Source organism: Teretinema zuelzerae (assembly GCF_021021555.1).
Classification (GTDB): domain Bacteria; phylum Spirochaetota; class Spirochaetia; order Treponematales; family Treponemataceae; genus Teretinema; species Teretinema zuelzerae.
Genome location: NZ_JAINWA010000001.1, coordinates 1118196 through 1136415 on the forward strand (window position 1 = coordinate 1118196; position 18220 = coordinate 1136415).

19 protein-coding genes are annotated in these 18220 nt (G+C 54.2%); 13 read left to right on the forward strand and 6 right to left on the reverse strand.

Features of this window, described 5'->3' with window-relative positions; all coding sequences use genetic code 11:
- Together K7J14_RS05090 and K7J14_RS05095 are read right to left on the reverse strand one after the other, a co-directional pair.
- A complete protein-coding gene (locus K7J14_RS05090) occupies positions 1 to 1212 on the reverse strand; it encodes a GGDEF domain-containing protein (protein ID WP_230753935.1) in 1212 nt (403 codons plus the stop codon).
- Positions 1213 to 1337: 125 nt separating this feature from the next.
- The gene (locus K7J14_RS05095; RefSeq protein ID WP_230753937.1) at positions 1338 to 1940 is read right to left on the reverse strand and encodes a TetR/AcrR family transcriptional regulator; all 603 of its coding nucleotides are present in this window, start codon (positions 1938 to 1940) and stop codon (positions 1338 to 1340) included.
- A 179-nt stretch (positions 1941 to 2119) separates the two neighbouring features.
- Here K7J14_RS05095 and K7J14_RS05100 point away from each other — a divergent pair, with 179 nt between their 5' ends.
- From K7J14_RS05100 to K7J14_RS05115, 4 genes are all read left to right on the forward strand, one after another.
- Complete coding sequence (locus tag K7J14_RS05100; protein WP_230753939.1) at positions 2120 to 2638, forward strand: hypothetical protein; 519 nt, start codon at positions 2120 to 2122, stop codon at positions 2636 to 2638.
- Between the two features lie 177 nt (positions 2639 to 2815).
- A complete protein-coding gene (locus tag K7J14_RS05105) occupies positions 2816 to 3571 on the forward strand; it encodes an ABC transporter ATP-binding protein (protein WP_230753941.1) in 756 nt (251 codons plus the stop codon).
- Positions 3568 to 4284, forward strand: coding sequence for an ABC transporter permease (locus K7J14_RS05110; protein WP_230753943.1), 717 nt, complete (start codon positions 3568 to 3570; stop codon positions 4282 to 4284). The genes K7J14_RS05105 and K7J14_RS05110 overlap by 4 nt, the downstream gene beginning before the upstream one ends.
- 317 nt (positions 4285 to 4601) lie before the next feature.
- Positions 4602 to 5420: a MerR family transcriptional regulator gene (locus tag K7J14_RS05115; protein ID WP_230753945.1), complete on the forward strand. Its 819-nt coding sequence runs from the start codon at positions 4602 to 4604 to the stop codon at positions 5418 to 5420.
- Between the two features lie 32 nt (positions 5421 to 5452).
- Here the strand turns inward: K7J14_RS05115 and K7J14_RS05120 are convergent, their stop codons facing one another.
- Positions 5453 to 5956 carry a cysteine hydrolase family protein gene (locus tag K7J14_RS05120; RefSeq protein ID WP_230753948.1) on the reverse strand — a complete coding sequence of 168 codons (504 nt, stop codon included), beginning with the start codon at positions 5954 to 5956 and terminating at the stop codon, positions 5453 to 5455.
- Between the two features lie 80 nt (positions 5957 to 6036).
- Between K7J14_RS05120 and K7J14_RS05125 the strand changes: the two genes are divergently transcribed.
- The 4 genes from K7J14_RS05125 (at position 6037) to K7J14_RS05140 (ending at position 8671) form a co-directional block, all read left to right on the forward strand.
- Positions 6037 to 7035 (forward strand): GlxA family transcriptional regulator, encoded by a 999-nt coding sequence (locus K7J14_RS05125; protein ID WP_230753950.1) that lies wholly within the window; start codon positions 6037 to 6039, stop codon positions 7033 to 7035.
- Positions 7036 to 7117: 82 nt separating this feature from the next.
- Positions 7118 to 7720 carry a hypothetical protein gene (locus tag K7J14_RS05130; RefSeq protein ID WP_230753952.1) on the forward strand — a complete coding sequence of 201 codons (603 nt, stop codon included), beginning with the start codon at positions 7118 to 7120 and terminating at the stop codon, positions 7718 to 7720.
- A gap of 62 nt (positions 7721 to 7782) precedes the next feature.
- Complete coding sequence (locus K7J14_RS05135) at positions 7783 to 8103, forward strand: winged helix-turn-helix domain-containing protein (protein WP_230753954.1); 321 nt, start codon at positions 7783 to 7785, stop codon at positions 8101 to 8103.
- Between the two features lie 25 nt (positions 8104 to 8128).
- The gene (locus K7J14_RS05140; RefSeq protein WP_230753956.1) at positions 8129 to 8671 is read left to right on the forward strand and encodes a hypothetical protein; all 543 of its coding nucleotides are present in this window, start codon (positions 8129 to 8131) and stop codon (positions 8669 to 8671) included.
- A gap of 247 nt (positions 8672 to 8918) precedes the next feature.
- Here the strand turns inward: K7J14_RS05140 and K7J14_RS05145 are convergent, their stop codons facing one another.
- A complete protein-coding gene (locus K7J14_RS05145; RefSeq protein ID WP_230753958.1) occupies positions 8919 to 9935 on the reverse strand; it encodes an alpha-hydroxy-acid oxidizing protein in 1017 nt (338 codons plus the stop codon).
- A gap of 173 nt (positions 9936 to 10108) precedes the next feature.
- The gene (locus tag K7J14_RS05150) at positions 10109 to 11536 is read right to left on the reverse strand and encodes a carbon starvation CstA family protein (protein ID WP_230753960.1); all 1428 of its coding nucleotides are present in this window, start codon (positions 11534 to 11536) and stop codon (positions 10109 to 10111) included.
- Between the two features lie 199 nt (positions 11537 to 11735).
- Here K7J14_RS05150 and K7J14_RS05155 point away from each other — a divergent pair, with 199 nt between their 5' ends.
- From K7J14_RS05155 to K7J14_RS05165, 3 genes are read left to right on the forward strand one after another with little or no spacing between them, the layout of a single operon-like run.
- Positions 11736 to 11942, forward strand: a complete 207-nt coding sequence (locus K7J14_RS05155; protein ID WP_230753962.1) for a type II toxin-antitoxin system Y4mF family antitoxin — start codon at positions 11736 to 11738, stop codon at positions 11940 to 11942.
- Entirely contained in the window at positions 11939 to 12265 is a 327-nt protein-coding gene (locus K7J14_RS05160) for a HipA N-terminal domain-containing protein (RefSeq protein WP_230753965.1), read from the forward strand. The genes K7J14_RS05155 and K7J14_RS05160 overlap by 4 nt, the downstream gene beginning before the upstream one ends.
- A complete protein-coding gene (locus K7J14_RS05165) occupies positions 12262 to 13233 on the forward strand; it encodes a HipA domain-containing protein (protein WP_230753967.1) in 972 nt (323 codons plus the stop codon). Before K7J14_RS05160 ends, K7J14_RS05165 begins: the two co-directional genes overlap by 4 nt.
- A gap of 229 nt (positions 13234 to 13462) precedes the next feature.
- Here K7J14_RS05165 and K7J14_RS05170 read toward each other — a convergent pair whose 3' ends face one another.
- Positions 13463 to 14245 (reverse strand): hypothetical protein, encoded by a 783-nt coding sequence (locus K7J14_RS05170; RefSeq protein WP_230753969.1) that lies wholly within the window; start codon positions 14243 to 14245, stop codon positions 13463 to 13465.
- Positions 14246 to 14391: 146 nt separating this feature from the next.
- Here K7J14_RS05170 and K7J14_RS05175 point away from each other — a divergent pair, with 146 nt between their 5' ends.
- Entirely contained in the window at positions 14392 to 16434 is a 2043-nt protein-coding gene (locus K7J14_RS05175) for a diguanylate cyclase (protein ID WP_230753971.1), read from the forward strand.
- A 41-nt stretch (positions 16435 to 16475) separates the two neighbouring features.
- Positions 16476 to 18095: a methyl-accepting chemotaxis protein gene (locus tag K7J14_RS05180; protein ID WP_230753972.1), complete on the forward strand. Its 1620-nt coding sequence runs from the start codon at positions 16476 to 16478 to the stop codon at positions 18093 to 18095.
- Positions 18096 to 18220 lie beyond the last annotated feature (125 nt).

Here is an 18220-nt window from a genome sequence, read left to right on the forward strand (position 1 = left end):
TTACCCTCGTTCGGATTCGCCGAAGATCTCCGCGCGGTCCCGGCCGGCCGCCTTCGCGCGGTAGAGCGCCTTGTCAGCCTTTTCGATCAGCTCCTGCAATTCGTCCAGGCTGTTCGACCGGGGTACGCCGGACGCGATGCCCGCGCTCACGGTATAGGAAAAACCCGGCTTGGAAGGAAAGCGCGACGAGCGGCAATAATCCAGAAGCCGAAGCGCCGCGTTCAAGGCTTCCCCGGAGTCCGCGCGCGGAAGCAGCAACAGAAATTCCTCCCCGCCGTAGCGGCAGGAAAGATCAAGCGGACGGTAAATCAATTTCAGCACTGCCGAAAAATCCCGCAGCACCGTATCCCCGAAGTGGTGACCGTGTTCGTCGTTTATCTTTTTAAAGTGGTCGATATCGATGAATATCAGGGACGCCTCTGCCTTGTCGCGCGCGCAGTCGCTCAAAACTGTCCGCGCCTCCTCCATGAAAAAACGCCTGTTATGCAGCCCGGTAAGCGGGTCGCGGAAGGCGAGCTCCTGGATATGGGCGTCGGAGTCCTCCTTCGCGATAAGCACGATGCCGAGCCCGCCGATAAATGAAATCTCGACAAACAGAATGCGTATCAAATCGCCGATGAGCGGCGGGGGGAGGAACTTGGGCATCTGCGGAATATTCAACTGGATAACCCCATAGACGCAAAACAGGAAGAGAAGGGTATAGCTCGCTCCGATGATGATTTTAAGGGGGGACCCGCCCCGCCGCAGCATGAGCACCGGACCCGACAGCAGAACGATGAGGCAGAAAAAAACGCCCAGCATGAAGAAGTGATCGGTTATCGCCCCGATCCGAACAAAGGAAAATATCAACAGTATAAGCGCGGCGGCAGCGCAGCCGTCCAGGAAAGACCGCTTCTTTTTTGAAGGCTTGGAGACCAAACACAACAGCGTCCTCGTCTCGAAATACAATCCGCCGAATAACAGAATCCCGCTCGCGAGAAAGCATATCCAATGCGGTTCCGTACCGGAAAGAATCAGCACAAGCCAGGCAGCCGTCTGCATTCCGCGCGAAAGAGACAGCGTTTTAAAAATCGCCTGATGCCTCTCGCTCCCCTGCTTCGACAAATACGAAACAAGCAGCAGCGTAAAGGTGAGCCCCAGCCAGAACAGCATCACCATCACGCTTTGCAGGTCGGTTTTCATTAATCTAATGAAAAACTCGGGAATTATCATGCCTCAAGTATACGCTATGCCGGATGCGCTCACCAGTTCTGAACGCAAGACTCGTGCATAAAAAAAAGACGCAGTTTTTTTACCCGGCATGCCTGCGGATTCCGCTTATCCGCGAGAGAACGATGTTATGAAAACGAGTTAAAATACGATTGCAACAGCGTAATCAATTCGTCGACCAGAACAGTTTCATCAATGGAAGGCTGGTTGAATTTAATGCTATGAATAGAGCCTTTCACCGCAGAGTATATAACGATGCTCGCGGCCTCAAGACGAGATTGGCCCATATTCGGGATACGGCTGCGAACTACTTTCTGAATGTCTCCGATCATTGCTATTTCATACTCGCCGTAAATCCGCTGGACGTCAGGATCGGAGAGGCTTACCATCAGTATGTTTTTACTGAACCCCGGCGGGAAATCGTGTAAAGCAAAACATCTTTTGACAATGGTTCTCAGCAATAATTCCGTTCCCGGCAGGCTATTTGTCTGTACAGGAACCGGCTCATCCGGAGAAATATGCGCGTTCAACACATATTCCTTTAGTATCTCGACGAGGATATCTTTTTTATTATCGAAATACGTATAGAAACTGCCAGTCGAAATTCCCGCCTCCCTGGCAATATCCTTCGAAGTTATCTGATGGTAATCGCTTGTTGATAACAGACTGACAGCAGCATCCACTATTTTTCTTTTTGTAGTCTGTCGTCGAACATCCTGAGGTATATGCATAACCGGTACTTACACTTCCTTCCAATTCCTTTCATCTTATCCTAAAAAAAAGTACTTATTCAATAAATAAATGAACCAAAGTTCATTTATTTATTGACATTAGTGCAAGATATACATACGATATAACTTATTGAACCTTAGTTCAATAAGTTATATCGCAATAAATCAGGAGAAGGAAAATGAACACGGCATCTCGAACGGAATCGGAAAGAGAAACGTTGATGACTGCAGGAGTATGGATATTCATGACATGGTCGATTACCGCAATTCATCATTACTACACAGCTGTTCTGTATCAGACAATGTGGCGAGCGGCTTTTGCCGCGTATGCAGCGATACCGATGATTATGTGCATCGGTTATTTGTTTCTCTATAAGCGTTTCCAAAAAAAGATTTTTTTAGCAGCGTATCTGTGCCTCTCCTTTGTGTTTTTCTTTCTCGTCGTGGGCATATGGGAGGGAGCATGGTGCCACACGACAAAACTCGTCCTGCATGCGTTCGGCAAGCGGTTCGCCAACGCGCCTGCTTCATGGAATGTACCGGAGGCCCCAGAGCCGACAGACATCTTCTCTGAAACTACAGGAGTATTGAATTTTGTGTTTGCAGGATTTTCCTTCGCGGCGAATGTTCGGTTGATCAAACCGCGAGCAAAAGGACCGCATCGGGTACAAGCGCTGGTCGGCAGGACGCAGGTTTAAAAAGTTTTCTTGCTCTTCGCTGTTAATTCCGACTTATCTGCTCAAACATCCAATCGCGACCATGTCGCGCCTTTTCCGCAAGCAGCGGGATAAAACAACTTTTATAAATAAACATTTTCCTTCTTTGTTGACTCTCCTCCAGGGGGAGAGCGCAGAATTGTCAAAAGTGGAGGAATAATGAGAACAAATAGTGCGGAAACGGGTCCGGCCTTGAAGATGGAAAAGGTGAGGAAAACCTACGGGGAAAAGACGGCGCTCGAGGGGCTGAGTTTGGAAGTCGGGAGGGGCGAAATCTTCGGACTGATCGGAGAGAACGGAGCGGGAAAAACGACGGCGATCGAATGCGCGCTCGGGACGAGGAAGGCCGATTCGGGTTCGTCGGCGATCCTCGGAATGGATCCCGTATCGGAGCGCAAGCGCGTGTTTCAGCGGGTGGGCGTCCAGTTTCAGGAAACCAGGTTCCAGGACAGGATAACGCTCAGGGAAGCGTGCGAAACCGCGGCGGCGCTCTATCGTCATACGCGCGACTGGAAACCGCTCGTCGATGGATTCGGCCTTGCCGGCAAAGAGAAACAGACGGTCGGCGCGCTCTCCGGAGGAGAGCGGCAGAAACTCGCCGTGGTGCTTGCCCTCATTCCCGACCCTGAGCTGGTATTTCTCGACGAGCTCACCACCGGCCTCGATCCTTCGTCGAGGCGGGACGTGTGGGAATTTCTGAAGGACTTGAGGGACAGAGGAACCGCGATCGTGCTCACCTCGCACTTTATGGATGAAGTGGAATATCTGTGCGATCGGGTCGCAATATTAAAAAAAGGAGTCGTCGTCAGAGAGGGCCGTCCGTCGGACTTGATGCAAAAAGAAGGTCCGCACATCGGAAGCCTGGAGGAATTATTCCTTGCGTGCGCCGTTACCGGCAAAGGAGAATCGGCATGAAAGCGTTTTGGGCACTGTTTAGAATGGAAGCGAAACTTGCAGTCCGCGGGGGCGACATGGTGATTTTCGGCGTCGCCTTCCCCGTTGGAATCATGATGCTGATCGGATTCATCTCTGAACCCGAAGCGATCAGGCTCGCCTTCGGCGGAATCGCGGCAGTCGGAATCTGCGCGTCGGGACTCATGGGGCTTCCTCTGACCTTTTCGTCGTACCGGCACGGAAAAATACTCAAACGTTTCCGCGTCACGCCGGTAAGCCCGGCGGTTCTGCTCGCGGCGAACGCCCTCGTTCAAACGCTGCTCGGCTGGACGTCCGCGGCGGCGGTGTATCTCATCGCGCGCTTCGGCTTCGGAGTGGAAATCGCGGGTTCACCGATGAGATATATAGGAACGTTTCTGTTCGTACAGGCATCGATCTACTCGCTCGGATTTCTCATCGCCAGCCTCGTTCCGAACGAAAAAACGGCTAACTGGGTATGCACGCTCGCCTACTTCCCGGCCCTCTTTCTTTCCGGCGCGACCGTTCCCTTCGAAATTCTGCCAGCGGGACTCCGGGCTTTCGCGTCCGCTTTCCCCCTCACCCAGGGAATTTTTTTGCTGAAAAACGCGGTGCTCGATTCAGACGCCGCCGCAGATCTTTCGCGATTCCTTGCGCTTGCGGCCCTAGCGGTAATATCATACATAGCGTCGGCGGCGAAGTTCCGCTGGGACTAGCGAGGAAGTTTGTACATCCTGTACAAACTTCCTCTTTGAGTTGGCGCCCGGAGGGCGTCAACTCAGGTTCGCTTTTTTTCGCCGTCCATGGCGAAAGAGAGCACGGTCAATGAATGTTGATCGGAGTGGTTGTACATCCTGTACAAACTTCCTCTTTGAGTTGGCGCCCGGGGGGCGTCAACTCAGGTTAGCTTTTTTTCGCCGTCCATGGCGAAAGAGAGCACGGTCAATGAATGTTGATCGGGGTGGTTGTACATCCTGTACAAACTTCCTCGTTTTTTCGCCGTCCATGGCCAATGAACAAATGAAGGAAACGCATGTATCGAATAGGACTTTTTTCGAAGATTACGAAGGTTACCGTGAAGGCGCTCCGCTTCTACGAAGAGGAAGGACTGGTCGTGCCGGAATATGTGGATCCTTCGAACGGATACCGCTACTACACGAGTTCCCAGCTTCCCGTCATGTTTAATATCGCGGCGCTCAGGCAATGCGGATTTTCCATTCCGGAAATCCGCTCGGTGATCGAAGGGAAAAACGCCGCGGAAATTTATATCGAGCGCAAAAAGGAACTGGAAGAGCGTTCGAGGGAAACGGAACGGCAGATCGCATCCATCGACCATTATCTTAAAACATTGGAAAAGGAGAGGACCATGCCCTATCAAATTTATGTCAAAGAGCTGCCGCAAGCTCTTGTGTACAGCCTGAAGACCGTAGTGTCGTCCTACGACGAATATTTCAGCCTCATGCCCCGGATGGCCGGCGAACTCGAAAAGATCAATCCATCCCTTGCCTGCGTCGAAGATCCGCCCTACTGCTTCATCCGCTATCTGGACGGAGAATACCGCGACCGCGACATTTCCATAGAATTCTGCGAAGCAGTTATGGACAAGGGCAACGGAAAACTGCCGGAGGGCTATCGATTTCAAACGATTCACCGGGATCCCGAGGCTGCCTGCGTGCTCCACAAAGGCCCCTACTCGACCCTGTCGGCGGCATACTCGGCGGTATTCTCGTGGATCGAAAGCAACGGCTATATCCCCTCAGACTGTCCCCGCGAATCCTACATCGACGGAATCTGGAACAAGGATTCGGAAGACGAATGGCTCACCGAGCTCCAGGTTCCTCTTAAACGTTGATTATCCGAGCCGGGACAGCGGCAACAGGTGTTTCACACTATGCGGGCGAATGCGCTTCCGAGGTTCGCGAGAAACAGGCGATGGATCAGTTTCGTACCGAACAGAGGCCTCGCCGCGCATGCCTTTCCATGAACGACAACCTTGAAGCCGAGGTCGAATGCGGCCCGGGCCGTGCTGTCCACGCACATGTTGGTCATCGCGCCGGCCAGATGCAGCTCCTCCGCGCCGAGACCGCGCAGAATTTCCAGCAAATCCGTTCCGGCAAACGAATTCGGCGTATGTTTTATCAAAACCGTCTCCGATTCGAGAGGCCGAACCGAGTCATGAATTTCCGAACCCCGGGTATCCGGAAGAAAAAAACCGGCATCAGGACTCTCCGAAATATGGCGAATATGGATAACAGGCGTTCCCTCATCCCGCCTACGTTTCAGGAGTTTCGCGGCGTTACTGGCCGCGGAGCGCATTCCGGCAAGGGGGAACCGCCCGTACGGAAAATAGTCGTTCTGGATATCGATTAGAATCAATACTTCTTTCATGGCTTAACTGTACGACCGGAAAACGTTAGCGGCAATATGTCGTAATTGACATATAGTATGCATTTTGCGACATTAGCCGAATGATGAGAACAGCGATTCTTCTGGTTCCCGGCGTCTATCTTTCAGCGGTTTACGGGCTTTGCGAACTGTTTGAATTCGCTGAAAAAACCGCGCCCGGTTCTTTCACCGTCGAGACGGTGCGTCCGGGCGCATTCAGGGACTCAGCCGATATGCGTCCGCCCTATGGGCTGGTCGTCATCCCCCCGTTCCGGACTGATGTACTGACCCCCAAACGTCCGCGCGCCCCGTTTTCATCGCTTCAACAAGATTGCATTTTATTGGACGAAAAATTCAAACGGACGGCGGCGGCGCTCGGAAGGGAATACGAACGGGGAGCGAAGATCTGTTCGGTATGCGCAGGAGCATTCTACCTCTGCGCCGCCGGAATAGCCGACGGAAAAAAAGCGACGACGCACTGGAATCTTGCCGGAAGCCTTGCCGCGCTGTTTCCGCTTGTCGAAGTCGAGGCGGAACGGATGCTCATCGATTCGGGATCGTTCGCGACGGCCGGAGGGTTGACCGCATGGCAGGATCTCGGCCTCCATCTGATACGCGACGTATGCGGCGAAGAAACTGCGCTCGCCGCCGCTTCCACGTTCCTGATAAATCCCGGCGACAGATCCCAGCTAGCCTACGCGATGAAATCGCTCGAACGTTTTCCCGCCGACGAGACTGTCGCGAAGGCCATAGCCGTTATGACCGCCGAATGCGCTTCAGGCATAGGAATTAGCGAAACCGCCGATCGCTGCGGAGTGACAGTCCGAACATTGCTGCGCCGTTTCGCGCTCAGCGGCGCCGAATCCCCGGGAGCAATGCTCAGAAGCATCCGCCTGGAAAAAGCCCGCAAACTTCTCGCTACGGGAACAGCGTCCGTAAAGGAAGTCGCCCGCGAATGCGGCTACGCCGACGCGGCATCCTTCGCCCGCGCGTTCCGCGCGGAAGCGGGAACGACTCCCGCGGACTACCGCCGCGCGTTCGCGTCGAGCAAAAGCTCAAAGAACAGGTGCTCTCATTTGTAAAATCTCTTCTTTTATCCTTGACGCTCATCGCATTACGATTGATACTTTACAACGTAAAGTACTTTCTATAAGGAGATAAACAATGAACACAGACAAGACGAATCAGGATGAGGCTCTGGAACAGGTGCAGACGATCAAGCGCTTTTTTGAGGAAGGCCAGAAGCACATTTACGAAAACGGCGTACTGCTGATGTTCTGGGGCATCCTGATACCTGCGGCGACGGCGGCTTTTTACTGTCTCGCCGCGAAATCGGGATACGACAGCATAGCGGCGATCGCGTTCTGGCCCGCGGTGTCGGTATTCGGAGCCGCGGTGTCGGTTATAACGGGGATGAGGAAGTCGAAGCGGGCGGCGGCTCAGAGCTTTGCCGTTAAAATCAATTCGTTCATGTGGATCGGTTTTCTGCTCTCGATCCTCATACTCTTCGCCGTCCACATGCTCGGCGGAGACGGCATGCGGCCCCTGTTTCTTTCGACCATAGCCCTCCTCCTCGGCATGGCGTACTGGACCTACGGTTCGATTCTCCAGCTCGGCTGGTTCCGTCTTTTCTCCGCCGTCTGGTGGATCGCGGCGCTTGTCATCGCGCCTCTCGAATGGGCACAGGCCTCGATCGGCCTTGCCGGCTGCACCTTCGTCTGCTCCTTCATTCCCGGCCTCGTCATGTTCACGAACCAGAAAAAATAAGACGATCTCGCGCCGGCGTTTCCGAGAGCTGCTTGCGCGGCGCGGGGACAGAGGAGGACAGAATGAGCGATGAAAGCAACGAACAATATAACTACAAGAATTACGACTCGATATTGAACTCGCCGATACGGCTTGCGATCATGAGTCTGCTGCTGGGAAGCGGCGAGGCCGAGTTCACCTTTATACGCGACTCCATCGGAGCGACGGACGGAAACTTAAGCAGGCACCTTGCGAAGCTCGAAGAGGAAAAACTGATCGAAGTGCGCAAGGAATTCGAAGGAAAAAAGCCCGTCACCTGGCAAAAACTCACGCCCGAGGGAAAAGACGCGCTGTACGCGTACCTGGCGAAGCTCGAGAAACTGATCGCCTCGGTAAAAAAATGAAAAAGCCTTTCGATAGGAGGAAAAAATGAAAAAAATCGCGATGTGCATCGCGGCGGCGATTTGCGCGCTTTCAATACAGGCAAAGGAAACGCCGCTGTCTTTGGCCTTCGGTCTTGCCGACTCCGCGGACAATCTGGGGATCAACCTGGAAATCACGAGTCCGAGCTTCGCCCGGGATTTTCTTGTTCTCAGGATAGAGTCTCAACTCGATCTGCTGTCGGCCTACCGCAACGACCCGGACTTAAGCTGGGAACAGTTCAGCACGCACCGGCTCGGCGTCGCCGGTACGGGCGGATGGAATTCCGATACGGCCAGACTGTACGGCGAATTCGGCGCTCTCGCCGTACTCCCGCCGGAAAAGCTCACCGACGATGCGGCGCAATTCGGAATCTACGGCCTTTTCGGCTTCGAGTTTTTCATCGATTCCGATTCCGCATCAGCGCCGATGCTCTCCTACTACCTGGAAGCCGGAACTAACAGCATCTTCGACGAAGCAGAACGTATTCCCGGATCTCCTGACTACTACAGCGGCTTTACGGTAAAAACCGGCCTGCGCTGGTATCCCTGACCCGGCGCGCCGGCAAGCGCAACCAGCCGCCGGTAAGCGCAACCAACTGCCGGTAAGCGCACACAGCTGCCGACAAGCGTACTCAGCTACCGGCAAGCGTACTCAGCTGCCGGTAAGCGAACTCAGCCGCCGGCATGCGCAACCAGCTGCCGGCAAGCGTACACAGCCGCCGGCAAGCGTACTCAGCTGCCGGTAAGCGAACTCAGCCGCCGGCAAGCCCAACCAGCCGCCGGCAAGCGTACTCAACTCAGCGCCGGATAACACTGCCGTCGATGTCCGCGAGGGAGGCGCAGCCGGTCAAAATCATGGCCGATTCCAGCTCTGCGCGGAGGCGGCTGTAGGCGAGCTTGACGCCTTCGGCCATGCCGCCGAAGGAAGCGACGACCAGGGGGCGGCCCAACAGCACGGCGTCGGCTCCGAGCGCCAGCATCCGCAAAACATCGACTCCGCTGCGTACTCCTCCGTCGGCGAGCACGGTTATCTTTCCCTTGCACGCAGCCGCTATCTCCGGGAGAACCTCGGCTACTCCGGGAGTTCCGTCGAGCACGCGGCCTCCGTGATTGGACACGACGATCGCGTCGACGCCGCAGTCGGCGGCCGCAAGCGCGTCTTCTATCGTCATCACGCCTTTGAGGATGAACGGCAGCTTCGTCGCCTTTCTGACGGCCGCAATCTCGGCCGGAGTCTTGGGAGAAACGCCCTTTCCGTGGAGCGAAAGAGTCACGAGGCCGGCAGCGTCGATATCCATGCCGACGGCAAAGGCTCCCGCGTCTTCCGCGAGGCGGATTTTATCGACGACGCTCGCGGCTTCCCACGGCTTGATGATCGCTATGCCCTCGCCGCCGGCTTTTTTCAGTTCAGCAAGATTGTCGATCAAAAACTGCTCGATCGCGGTATCTCCCACCATGGGATACACGCCCGAATCGAGCGAGCCCCGGATGATCCAGGAGATGTATTCCGCTTCGGAAAATTTGCCGCCCATATTGATGGAAGTGCCCGAAACGGGAGCTGTAAACACCGGCATGGACATGGTTTTGCCGAAGAGGCTGAACGACATATCCGGCTTCGCCGCCTCATGAATCAGGCGCATATTCAATTTAACCGCGGCGAGGGACGACACGTTCGCCATAAAGGCAGAACCGGTTCCCTTGCCGCCCATTCCCGGAACCTCGCCCGCGCATACGCGGCCGTCGCATACCGGACACACCCGGCACGTTCCGTTCAGGTTCATCTTCGCCGCGGACCTCATTTCAGCATACGTCATATTCGCCATCCTCCGGATCGATATATAGGGCACCTCGAAAAACTCGGTTAGTTTTTAGAGGTCCCCTATAGTTATAAGTCCCGCAACAGCAGGACAGAGACGCAAAAAAAAAGGCCTCCGCCCGAGAATATCCTCAAGGGCGGAGGCCGGTCAACCGCGAAAACCGCAACTGATTACGCGGCTGTTTTCTTCTTTTGCGTTACAAACAGGAAGAAGGCAAGCACCGCGAGGGCGAAAACGATTCCGACCGGATAGGAAATCGATGTCGCCAGCTTGAAACCTTCGGGAGCCTGGAGAATGTAAGTCATGGAAACCGCGCTCATAAAGGTCGCGGGAACCACGGCGATCCACATATTCTTCTTTTTCATGTAGAGATACATTGCCGCGGCCCAGAGAACGATCATCGCAAGCGTCTGGTTCGACCAGGCGAAATAGCGCCATACGATGTTGAAGTCCATCTGCGACAGAATCGCGCCGACCGCCAAAAGGGGAAGCGCCATAGAAAGGCGGGGCATGATCTTCTTCTGATCGACCTTGAACCAGTCGGCCAAAGTGAGCCGGGCGCTGCGGAAGGCAGTGTCGCCGGAGGTGATCGGGCAGAAAATAACGCCGAGAATCGCGAGCACTCCGCCTACCTTGCCGAGCATGCGGATCGAAATGTCGTACACTACACCGCCCTGTCCTTTGGTAAGCGGATCGGCGAGAGCCGCCGCGAGTCCGCCGGTGCCGTTATAGAACGTCATTCCCGCAGCCGCCCAAATAAGGGCGATAATGCCTTCGCATACCATCGCGCCGTAGAAAATCTTGCGTCCGTCGCGCTCGGTTTGAACGCAGCGCGCCATGATCGGAGACTGGGTCGAATGGAAGCCGGAAATAGCGCCGCACGCGATCGTGATGAACAGAAGCGGCCATATGGGCAATCCCTTGGGATGCAGATTGGCAAACGCGAATTCAGGCGTGCTCATGCGTCCGGTGAAATTCCCCAGAATTACGCCGCCGCCGATGCCTATCGCCATGATAATCAGAACGATTCCGAAGATGGGATAAATCTTACCGATGAGCTTATCGATGGGAACAAGGGTTGCGAGGAAATAATATACCAGAACCACGACGAGCCAGAACGTATAGTTGAGCTTGTCAGGAGTGAGCTTGGCAAGCAATCCCGCCGGTCCTGTCATGAAAACGGTTCCGACGAGAACCAGCAGAACGACCGAGAACACGCGCATCACGTTTTTCATGATCGGGCCGAGATAGATGCCGACGATTTCGGAAATGCTCTCGCCCTCGTGGCGCATGGACAGCATTCCGGAAAAATAGTCGTGCACTCCTCCGGCGAAAATCGTTCCGAAGGTGATCCACAGGAAGGCCGCCGGGCCCCAGAGCGCGCCCGATATGGCGCCGAATATCGGACCGAGTCCGGCGATATTCAACAGCTGAATCAGGAAAATGTTCGGGGTTTTCATCGGGACAAAGTCCACTCCGTCAGTCATACTCAGGGCAGGAGTCGGTTCATCGGTAGGTCCGAAAATCTTTTCGACTATCGGGCCGTACAGAAAGTAGCCGGCAATCAAAATAGCAAGACACGCAAAAAAAGTAATCACTTGAGAGTCCTCCTGACGACCAGTATACGCCTCCCTGCATGGAATACAAGAAAAAAATACCTATTCAAGCGCATGTTAGACTTGATTTACTATACCCGAAAAGGTATATAAATATCACAAAACAACTCTATTACACCCTAAAGGGTATAAAAATACACCAACTATTGACTTTATACCCGTTAGGGATTATCACAGAATTATGGACGATACGACTTTTGCAGAGTGCATTAAAAACGAGCGTAAAAACGCAGGATTGACGCAAAAAGAATTCGCGCTCAAATCCGGTCTTGGCATCAGATTTATCCGCGATCTCGAACAGGGGAAGGAATCGCTCAGACTCGATAAGGTCAATCAGGCGCTGGCAATGTTCGGCTATCGCGCGGCGCCGGTGCGGAGTTCGCAATGAACCGCCGGGGAATAATCTGGAGGGAAAATAAACCCGCCGCGACCATCACGGAAACCGACGAAGGATACGAGTTCGCGTATCTGGATAGCTGGCTCGCAGATCCCGCCGCGCGCCCCATCTCCCTCACCCTGCCGCTCAGCGCCGAACCCGTGATTTCCAAAACCTTCATACCCTTCCTGGACGGACTCATTCCCGAAGGATGGCTCCTGGATATCTCCGTGCACAACTGGAAACTCGACCCGCGAGACCGGATGGGACTCCTTTTGGCAGTGTGCCGGGATTGCATCGGAAACATCAGCGTAACTCCCGGAGATCCGCAATGACTCCCGGAGAAACAGAAGGACGCTGCCTGTGCTGCGGAAAAAGCCTTGCAGGACTGCCGGAAATCGCCCAGTGGCACGCCTCCTGCGTGAGAAAGTTCTTCGGCTCCCCGGTTATTCCGGAAATCGACGCGACTGCTGAAACGCTCGAAAAATTCGCTCGTTCAGCCGTAGCCTCAGGGATGACGGTTACCGGCGTTCAAAAAAAGATGTCCCTTCGCCTCGAAGAGAAAAGCGGTTCCAAACGTCTCACCCTCGTCGGCTACCCCTCAGGCTATATTTTCAAACCGCCGGTCGCAGAATATCCTGACCTTCCAACCCTTGAGCACGCGCTCATGAGCCTCGCCGAAAAAGCGGGAATCGAAACAGTACCGCACGCCCTTGTCCGGACAGTCTCAGGACAAACCGGATATATCACCCGTCGAATCGACCGCATCTCGAGCGCAAAAGGAAACACGGTCCGCAAACGAGCGATGGAAGACTTCTGCCAGCTGTCCTTGCGGCTTACGGAAGACAAATACAAGGGCTCCTGCGAACAATGCGCAAAAATAATCAAAGCCCATTCGCACCGCACCGGGCTCGACCTCGCCGATTTCTTCTATCTAGTGCTCTTCAATTTCGCCTCAGGCAACGCGGACATGCACCTTAAAAACTATTCCCTCATCGAATCGGACGCAGGATTCCGCCTCTCTCCCGCCTACGACCTCGTCCCCACGAAACTGCTCATCCCCGAAGACGCTGAAGAAAGCGCGCTCGCCATCAACGGGAAAAAAAACAAACTCTCCGCGAACGATTTTCTCCGCTTCGCGCACTCGATCGGCCTTCCAGAAAAAGCCGCGCGCAACCTGATCGCGAAAATCCGCTCGCTTCCGTCGCTCCTTGAGAAAACAGACAACATTGGCTTCCTGCCCGATCACCGCAGAGAGTCCCTCCGGCAGCTCGTCGAAAGCAGGTGCAAGATTCTTGAATAAGACTGAGGCAGGAAGGGCCGCAAGGGGCGAGGTCGGGATGCGCGGAGCCCCCGCGAAGAAAGAGTCACGAGGGGGTAGCGGAAAAAAAGTAAAGCGCGCTTTCTATACCTACCGGTAGGTATAGCGAACCGGCAAGACGAAAACCCGAGAAGGCTTTCGTCCTGCGGTTCGACCGCGCTTGATTTTTTGAAGCGAGGGGGAGACTTCCCCCCCCTTTTTTTATTCTGTATCAGTACTTGGGCTTTTTGTCCGATACCGTGCCCACCGTTCCCAGCACTTCCACCACTTCCGCGAGCTTGTCCTGCGGGTAGAAGTTGTCGTGGTGTTCGGAGTAGACGTTGCCTTCCCGTTCGCTGTGCTTGAGCGGGCACCAGCTCGATTCGATCTGTTCAAGGTTGAGCGCGAGGGAAGACGCGTACACTTTCGTAACGCGGATAATGAAGCGAAGCACGGCTCCATGGCGGCCGGCGTAATCGCGGTCTTTCAAGCCCTTCATGATTTCCTTGGTGCTCGCGCGGTGCATCCCCAGGAACAGCGAGATGAAGAGGTAGAGAATCTTCGAGAAAATGAAGGTGAACACGAGGAAGCTGAGGAGGCAGAGCGTGTAGACTCCGGCGACCAGAATTTTTACCGGGTTGCGCGTGCGCAGGTCCGCGGCGGCGACTTCGTCGATTTCTTCGTTCCAGATGCGGGCGGTTCCGTTCGCGTAGCCGCAGAACTCGCAGTTGATTTTGTCGAAGAAGCACATTCCTTCTATTTTATGCCGGTCGAGGAGGATGAAGTCCCTGATGCGAAGCTTTCTCAGCTTGAAGAAGGGAGTCAGAATCCATTTGTAGAGCACGATGATGGTCGTCAGGTGCAGGAAGATGAATTCTAATACGCTGACGTATTGGAGAAAGCCTCCGAACAGGGTGCGGATCCAGCCGATCCGTTCGGCGTGGGCAATGAAGATGGATTTAACGATGAATTTCTTTTTTTTGGCGCTCTGAGCTGCCTCTGCGACAGGATCCATGGTTCCTCCGAAAATATATTGAGCGTTCAGTATATCAGAAATATCTGCCGATGAGGTTAAAATAGGGAACGTTTTAGAAGGCCGATGGCTTTTTTGCCCCGGGAGCGTTCATCTGCTATACTATACTGGTAAGAAGGACGGAATGAATGCAGATAAAAAGTAGGTTGTACATCCTTGGCATGCTCCTCTTTCTCTCCCTGGGCCCGGCCTTCGCCCAGAAGATTCTCGTGGTCAACACCTTCAATCCGACCTATCCCTGGTCGGCGTATTTCAATCTCGGCCTCCGACAGTACGCGGATGAAAAAAAGGGAGCGATAGAGCTGTATTTTGAAGAGCTCGACATTACGCGTTTTTCCGATCCGGATAAAATCGAAAACTTTGCGTCGTTTCTCGCGGCGAAATACGAATCGGTGCAGCTCGACGGCGTTATCGGAAACTCGGACCAGGCTTGCAATTTTATAGAAGAAAAATGCGGCTTCGCGACGGATTTGCCCAAGGCGTATTACACGTCCAATCTCGAATACGCGGCAGATAACGTGCTCTGCCTCGATTCCCAGTACGCGCTCGGCATCAGAAAGACCTGGGCTCTGATGCAATCGGTGTTTCCGGAAATGACGGAAGTGTTCCTTATAGAAGGCGATCCGGCTACCAGCGCGACAGTCGCGGCCGAACTTGCCAGCCTTGTGCCGGATACTATTGCGCTGACGGTATTCAAGGACTTCACCTTCGCAGAGCTTGAAGACCGCCTCAAGGCGCTTCCCCCGACGGCAGCCGTTGTCTATACCTTTGTAACCCGGGACTCGGAGGGAACGCAGACGATTCCGAGAGTACATCTCTCTCGGCTCGCCGAAATTTCGCCGGCTCCGATTTTCACCCTCTGGGAAACGCTGGTAGGCAGCGGAACAGTCGGCGGCCATGTGCTCAGCGCGATCAGAACCTCGCGCGAACTTCTGCGGGGAATCGAAGAATACCTGCAGACAGGCTCGTTTTCTGAAGACTATAGCATAACCCGCTGCATGATAGACTGGACCGCGATGGATCGGTACGGACTTGAAACGGGTAAAATCCCGGAAGACGCCTTCGTGATCAACAAACCTGATCCGTTCTATATTACTCACGCAAAATTGATACTGGTCGTTGTAAACATCGTGCTCATCGCCTTTTTTCTCATTTTACTCACCGGGATTCTTATCATTATCCACTCGTACAGAAAACTCAGAACCGTAAACGCGGAATTGAGCATAGAGAGGGAAAAGGCGCAGGCCCTGGCCCTCCACGATCCCCTTACGAATCTCCTGAACCGCCGGGCAATTGAGCCGATGATACAATTCGAGATGAACCGGAAAAAGAGGGCGAACGCCCCGGTTTCCCTGCTTATAATCGATATCGACCACTTTAAAAAAGTGAACGACACCTACGGGCACGACGTAGGCGACATTGTCCTCAAGCGTCTCGCAGAAACCTTGACCGAATACCGGCGAAGCACCGACCTTGTCGCGCGCTGGGGCGGCGAAGAATTCGCAGCGCTCCTTTCTGACACCGAAGAAAGCCAGGCCATCGTTCTTGCGGAAAAGATCCGTAAAGCCTGCGAAAATCTTAGGTTCGAGGAATGCGACGGAATAACGGTCAGCATCGGAGTAGCGGAGCTGATCGCGGACGAAACCTTCGACAGCTGGTTCAAGCGGGCGGACGCCGCGCTCTATACCGCTAAAAAGACGGGCCGGAACAAAACAATCGCGGCCTCGGGCATGGATCCCGAGACGGCGGGACAGGAAACCGGCCATGAACTGCTCCTTTTGCATCTGGTATGGAAGGACGAATACAGCGTCGGAGTCGACATCTACGACCACCAGCACCGGGAACTCTTCGCGCTGTCGAACAAGCTGATCGACGCGATCGTGAATTCAGAAGGCGAAGATACAATCCAGGCTATTCTGAAGGAACTGCATGCGCATACTGAAGAACATTACATCGACGAGCAGAACTACCTGGAAAAGCGGAACTGTTCGCTTATCGGGCATCATAAGCAGGAACATATCCGCCTCCTCTCCCGGCTAACCGGACTGACGCAGGATTACGCGGAAGGAAAAACCTCTACCTACGATTTTATATTATTTATTTGCAACGACCTTATATCAAAACATATTCTGGGAGAAGACGCATTGAGCTTTGCCGATATCCGGATGTAATCCGGATAAGCCAATACCATCTCAAAGGATATACTGATACTATGCGCATATTAGACAGACTTTCCGCGATCTACGAAGAACAGCCGGTCAACATCGCCATCAAGAGCCGGAATTTCATCGTGCTGCTCGCTATCCTCGCGGCTGCCCTCTTCGTAGCCAGCGCATTCCACGCGGCAACGGGAAACTACGGAAACATTCCGTCGTCGATGTCGATGACGGTCATGTCCGCAATCGCGCTCTGGTTCGTTTCGAAGGGAAAATATCGAGCCGTAAGCACGCTGTATTACCTCGGGATCGGATTTCTGCCGCTCGTCATCACCCTGGCCCAGGAGATCATCTCCTACCGGGATATATTTCTCTATTTTTTCTTCTGCGCGCCGATCACCATGATCGCCGTCATTACCGGATACAGCAAGCGGCAGCTGTGGATGGTCGGAATACAACAGATACTCCTCGGCTTCGCCTACCTTTTATTACGGTTAATGCCGAACCAGATCGAAAACAGGGGCAGACTCGTCTATACCTTCGCCCTGGCGGTGTTTTTCTATGCCCTCGTGCTGGTTTTTCTCTCCATCAATTTTACAGTGGAAAAAAAAATCGTCAGCACGCTCGAACTGAATAACCGGAAAACGAAGGATCGGCTGGATAAGATGAAGGAACTCATCCGCGCCTCGCAAACCACGATGGCGATCGGCCAGGACTTGTCGACCGTCGCGGAAACGACCGTGCACAACATGCAGGGCATCGAGAAGGGCGCGAAAACCGTGCGGGAGCTCTTTGTCGACCTTGATTCGACGATACAGGATAACAGCCGCGAGCATAAAAAGCTCGCGGAGGAAACCAGAAAGGTGGAGCGGGAGATCCGCGACCAGATGCGCAAGGTGGACGAAACCTCGCGCACCGTGCAGGGAATGGATGTATCGGTCAGGGAGATGACCGAATCAGCCCGCTCGAAGTCCGCTTCGATCGAACTGTTGGCCAAAGACGTCGCGACGACGGAAAAAGTGTTCACCGGCACGATCAAATCGCTGGAAACGCTGGAAGTCTCCTCGGGAGAAGTGCTCGCGGTAATCGGGGTTATCGAAGAAATCGCCGCGCGCACCAATCTTTTGGCGATGAACGCCGCCATAGAAGCGGCCCACGCGGGCGAACGGGGAAAGGGCTTCGCCGTGGTCGCGAGCGAAATCCGCAAGCTCGCGGTGGAGACGAACACGAACTCGCAGAAAAGCCGGGACATCCTGACGCGCAATAATCAGGACATCCACGAGGCCTATCTGGAAAGCGCGGAAAGCCTCCGCCAGTTCAGCTCCATCAAGGAACGCACCAAGGAAGTCCGCGAAGCGCTCAGCGAAATCATCAACGGCATGGCGGACATTTCCCGCGGCACCGGCGAGATCAACAGCATCATCCGGGACCTGCACGCTCTGTATACGGTGATCACCGGCTCTATCGGCGAGATCACCGAGGTCGTCCAGAAAACAGAGGCCGCCTTTCAAACCATCCTCGAGCGCAGCGGCCGCGTCGAAAAAGAAACCGGCGCCATCTCCGCCCAAAGCGAAACCGTCAACGAGCAAGCCCTCAAACTCCGCCAGATCGGCCAGGACAACGAAATGGGCATCCTGAAAATGGGCAAAAAACTGGACGAACTCCAGCTGGATTGAAAGAAGGGGGAGGCGGAAAAACGTAAAGCACTCTTTCTATACCTACCGGTAGGTATAGAAAGGGTGCTTTACTTTTGGAGCCGAGGGGGAAGGCGTTCCCCCCTTACCCGTATATAGAGAAAAAA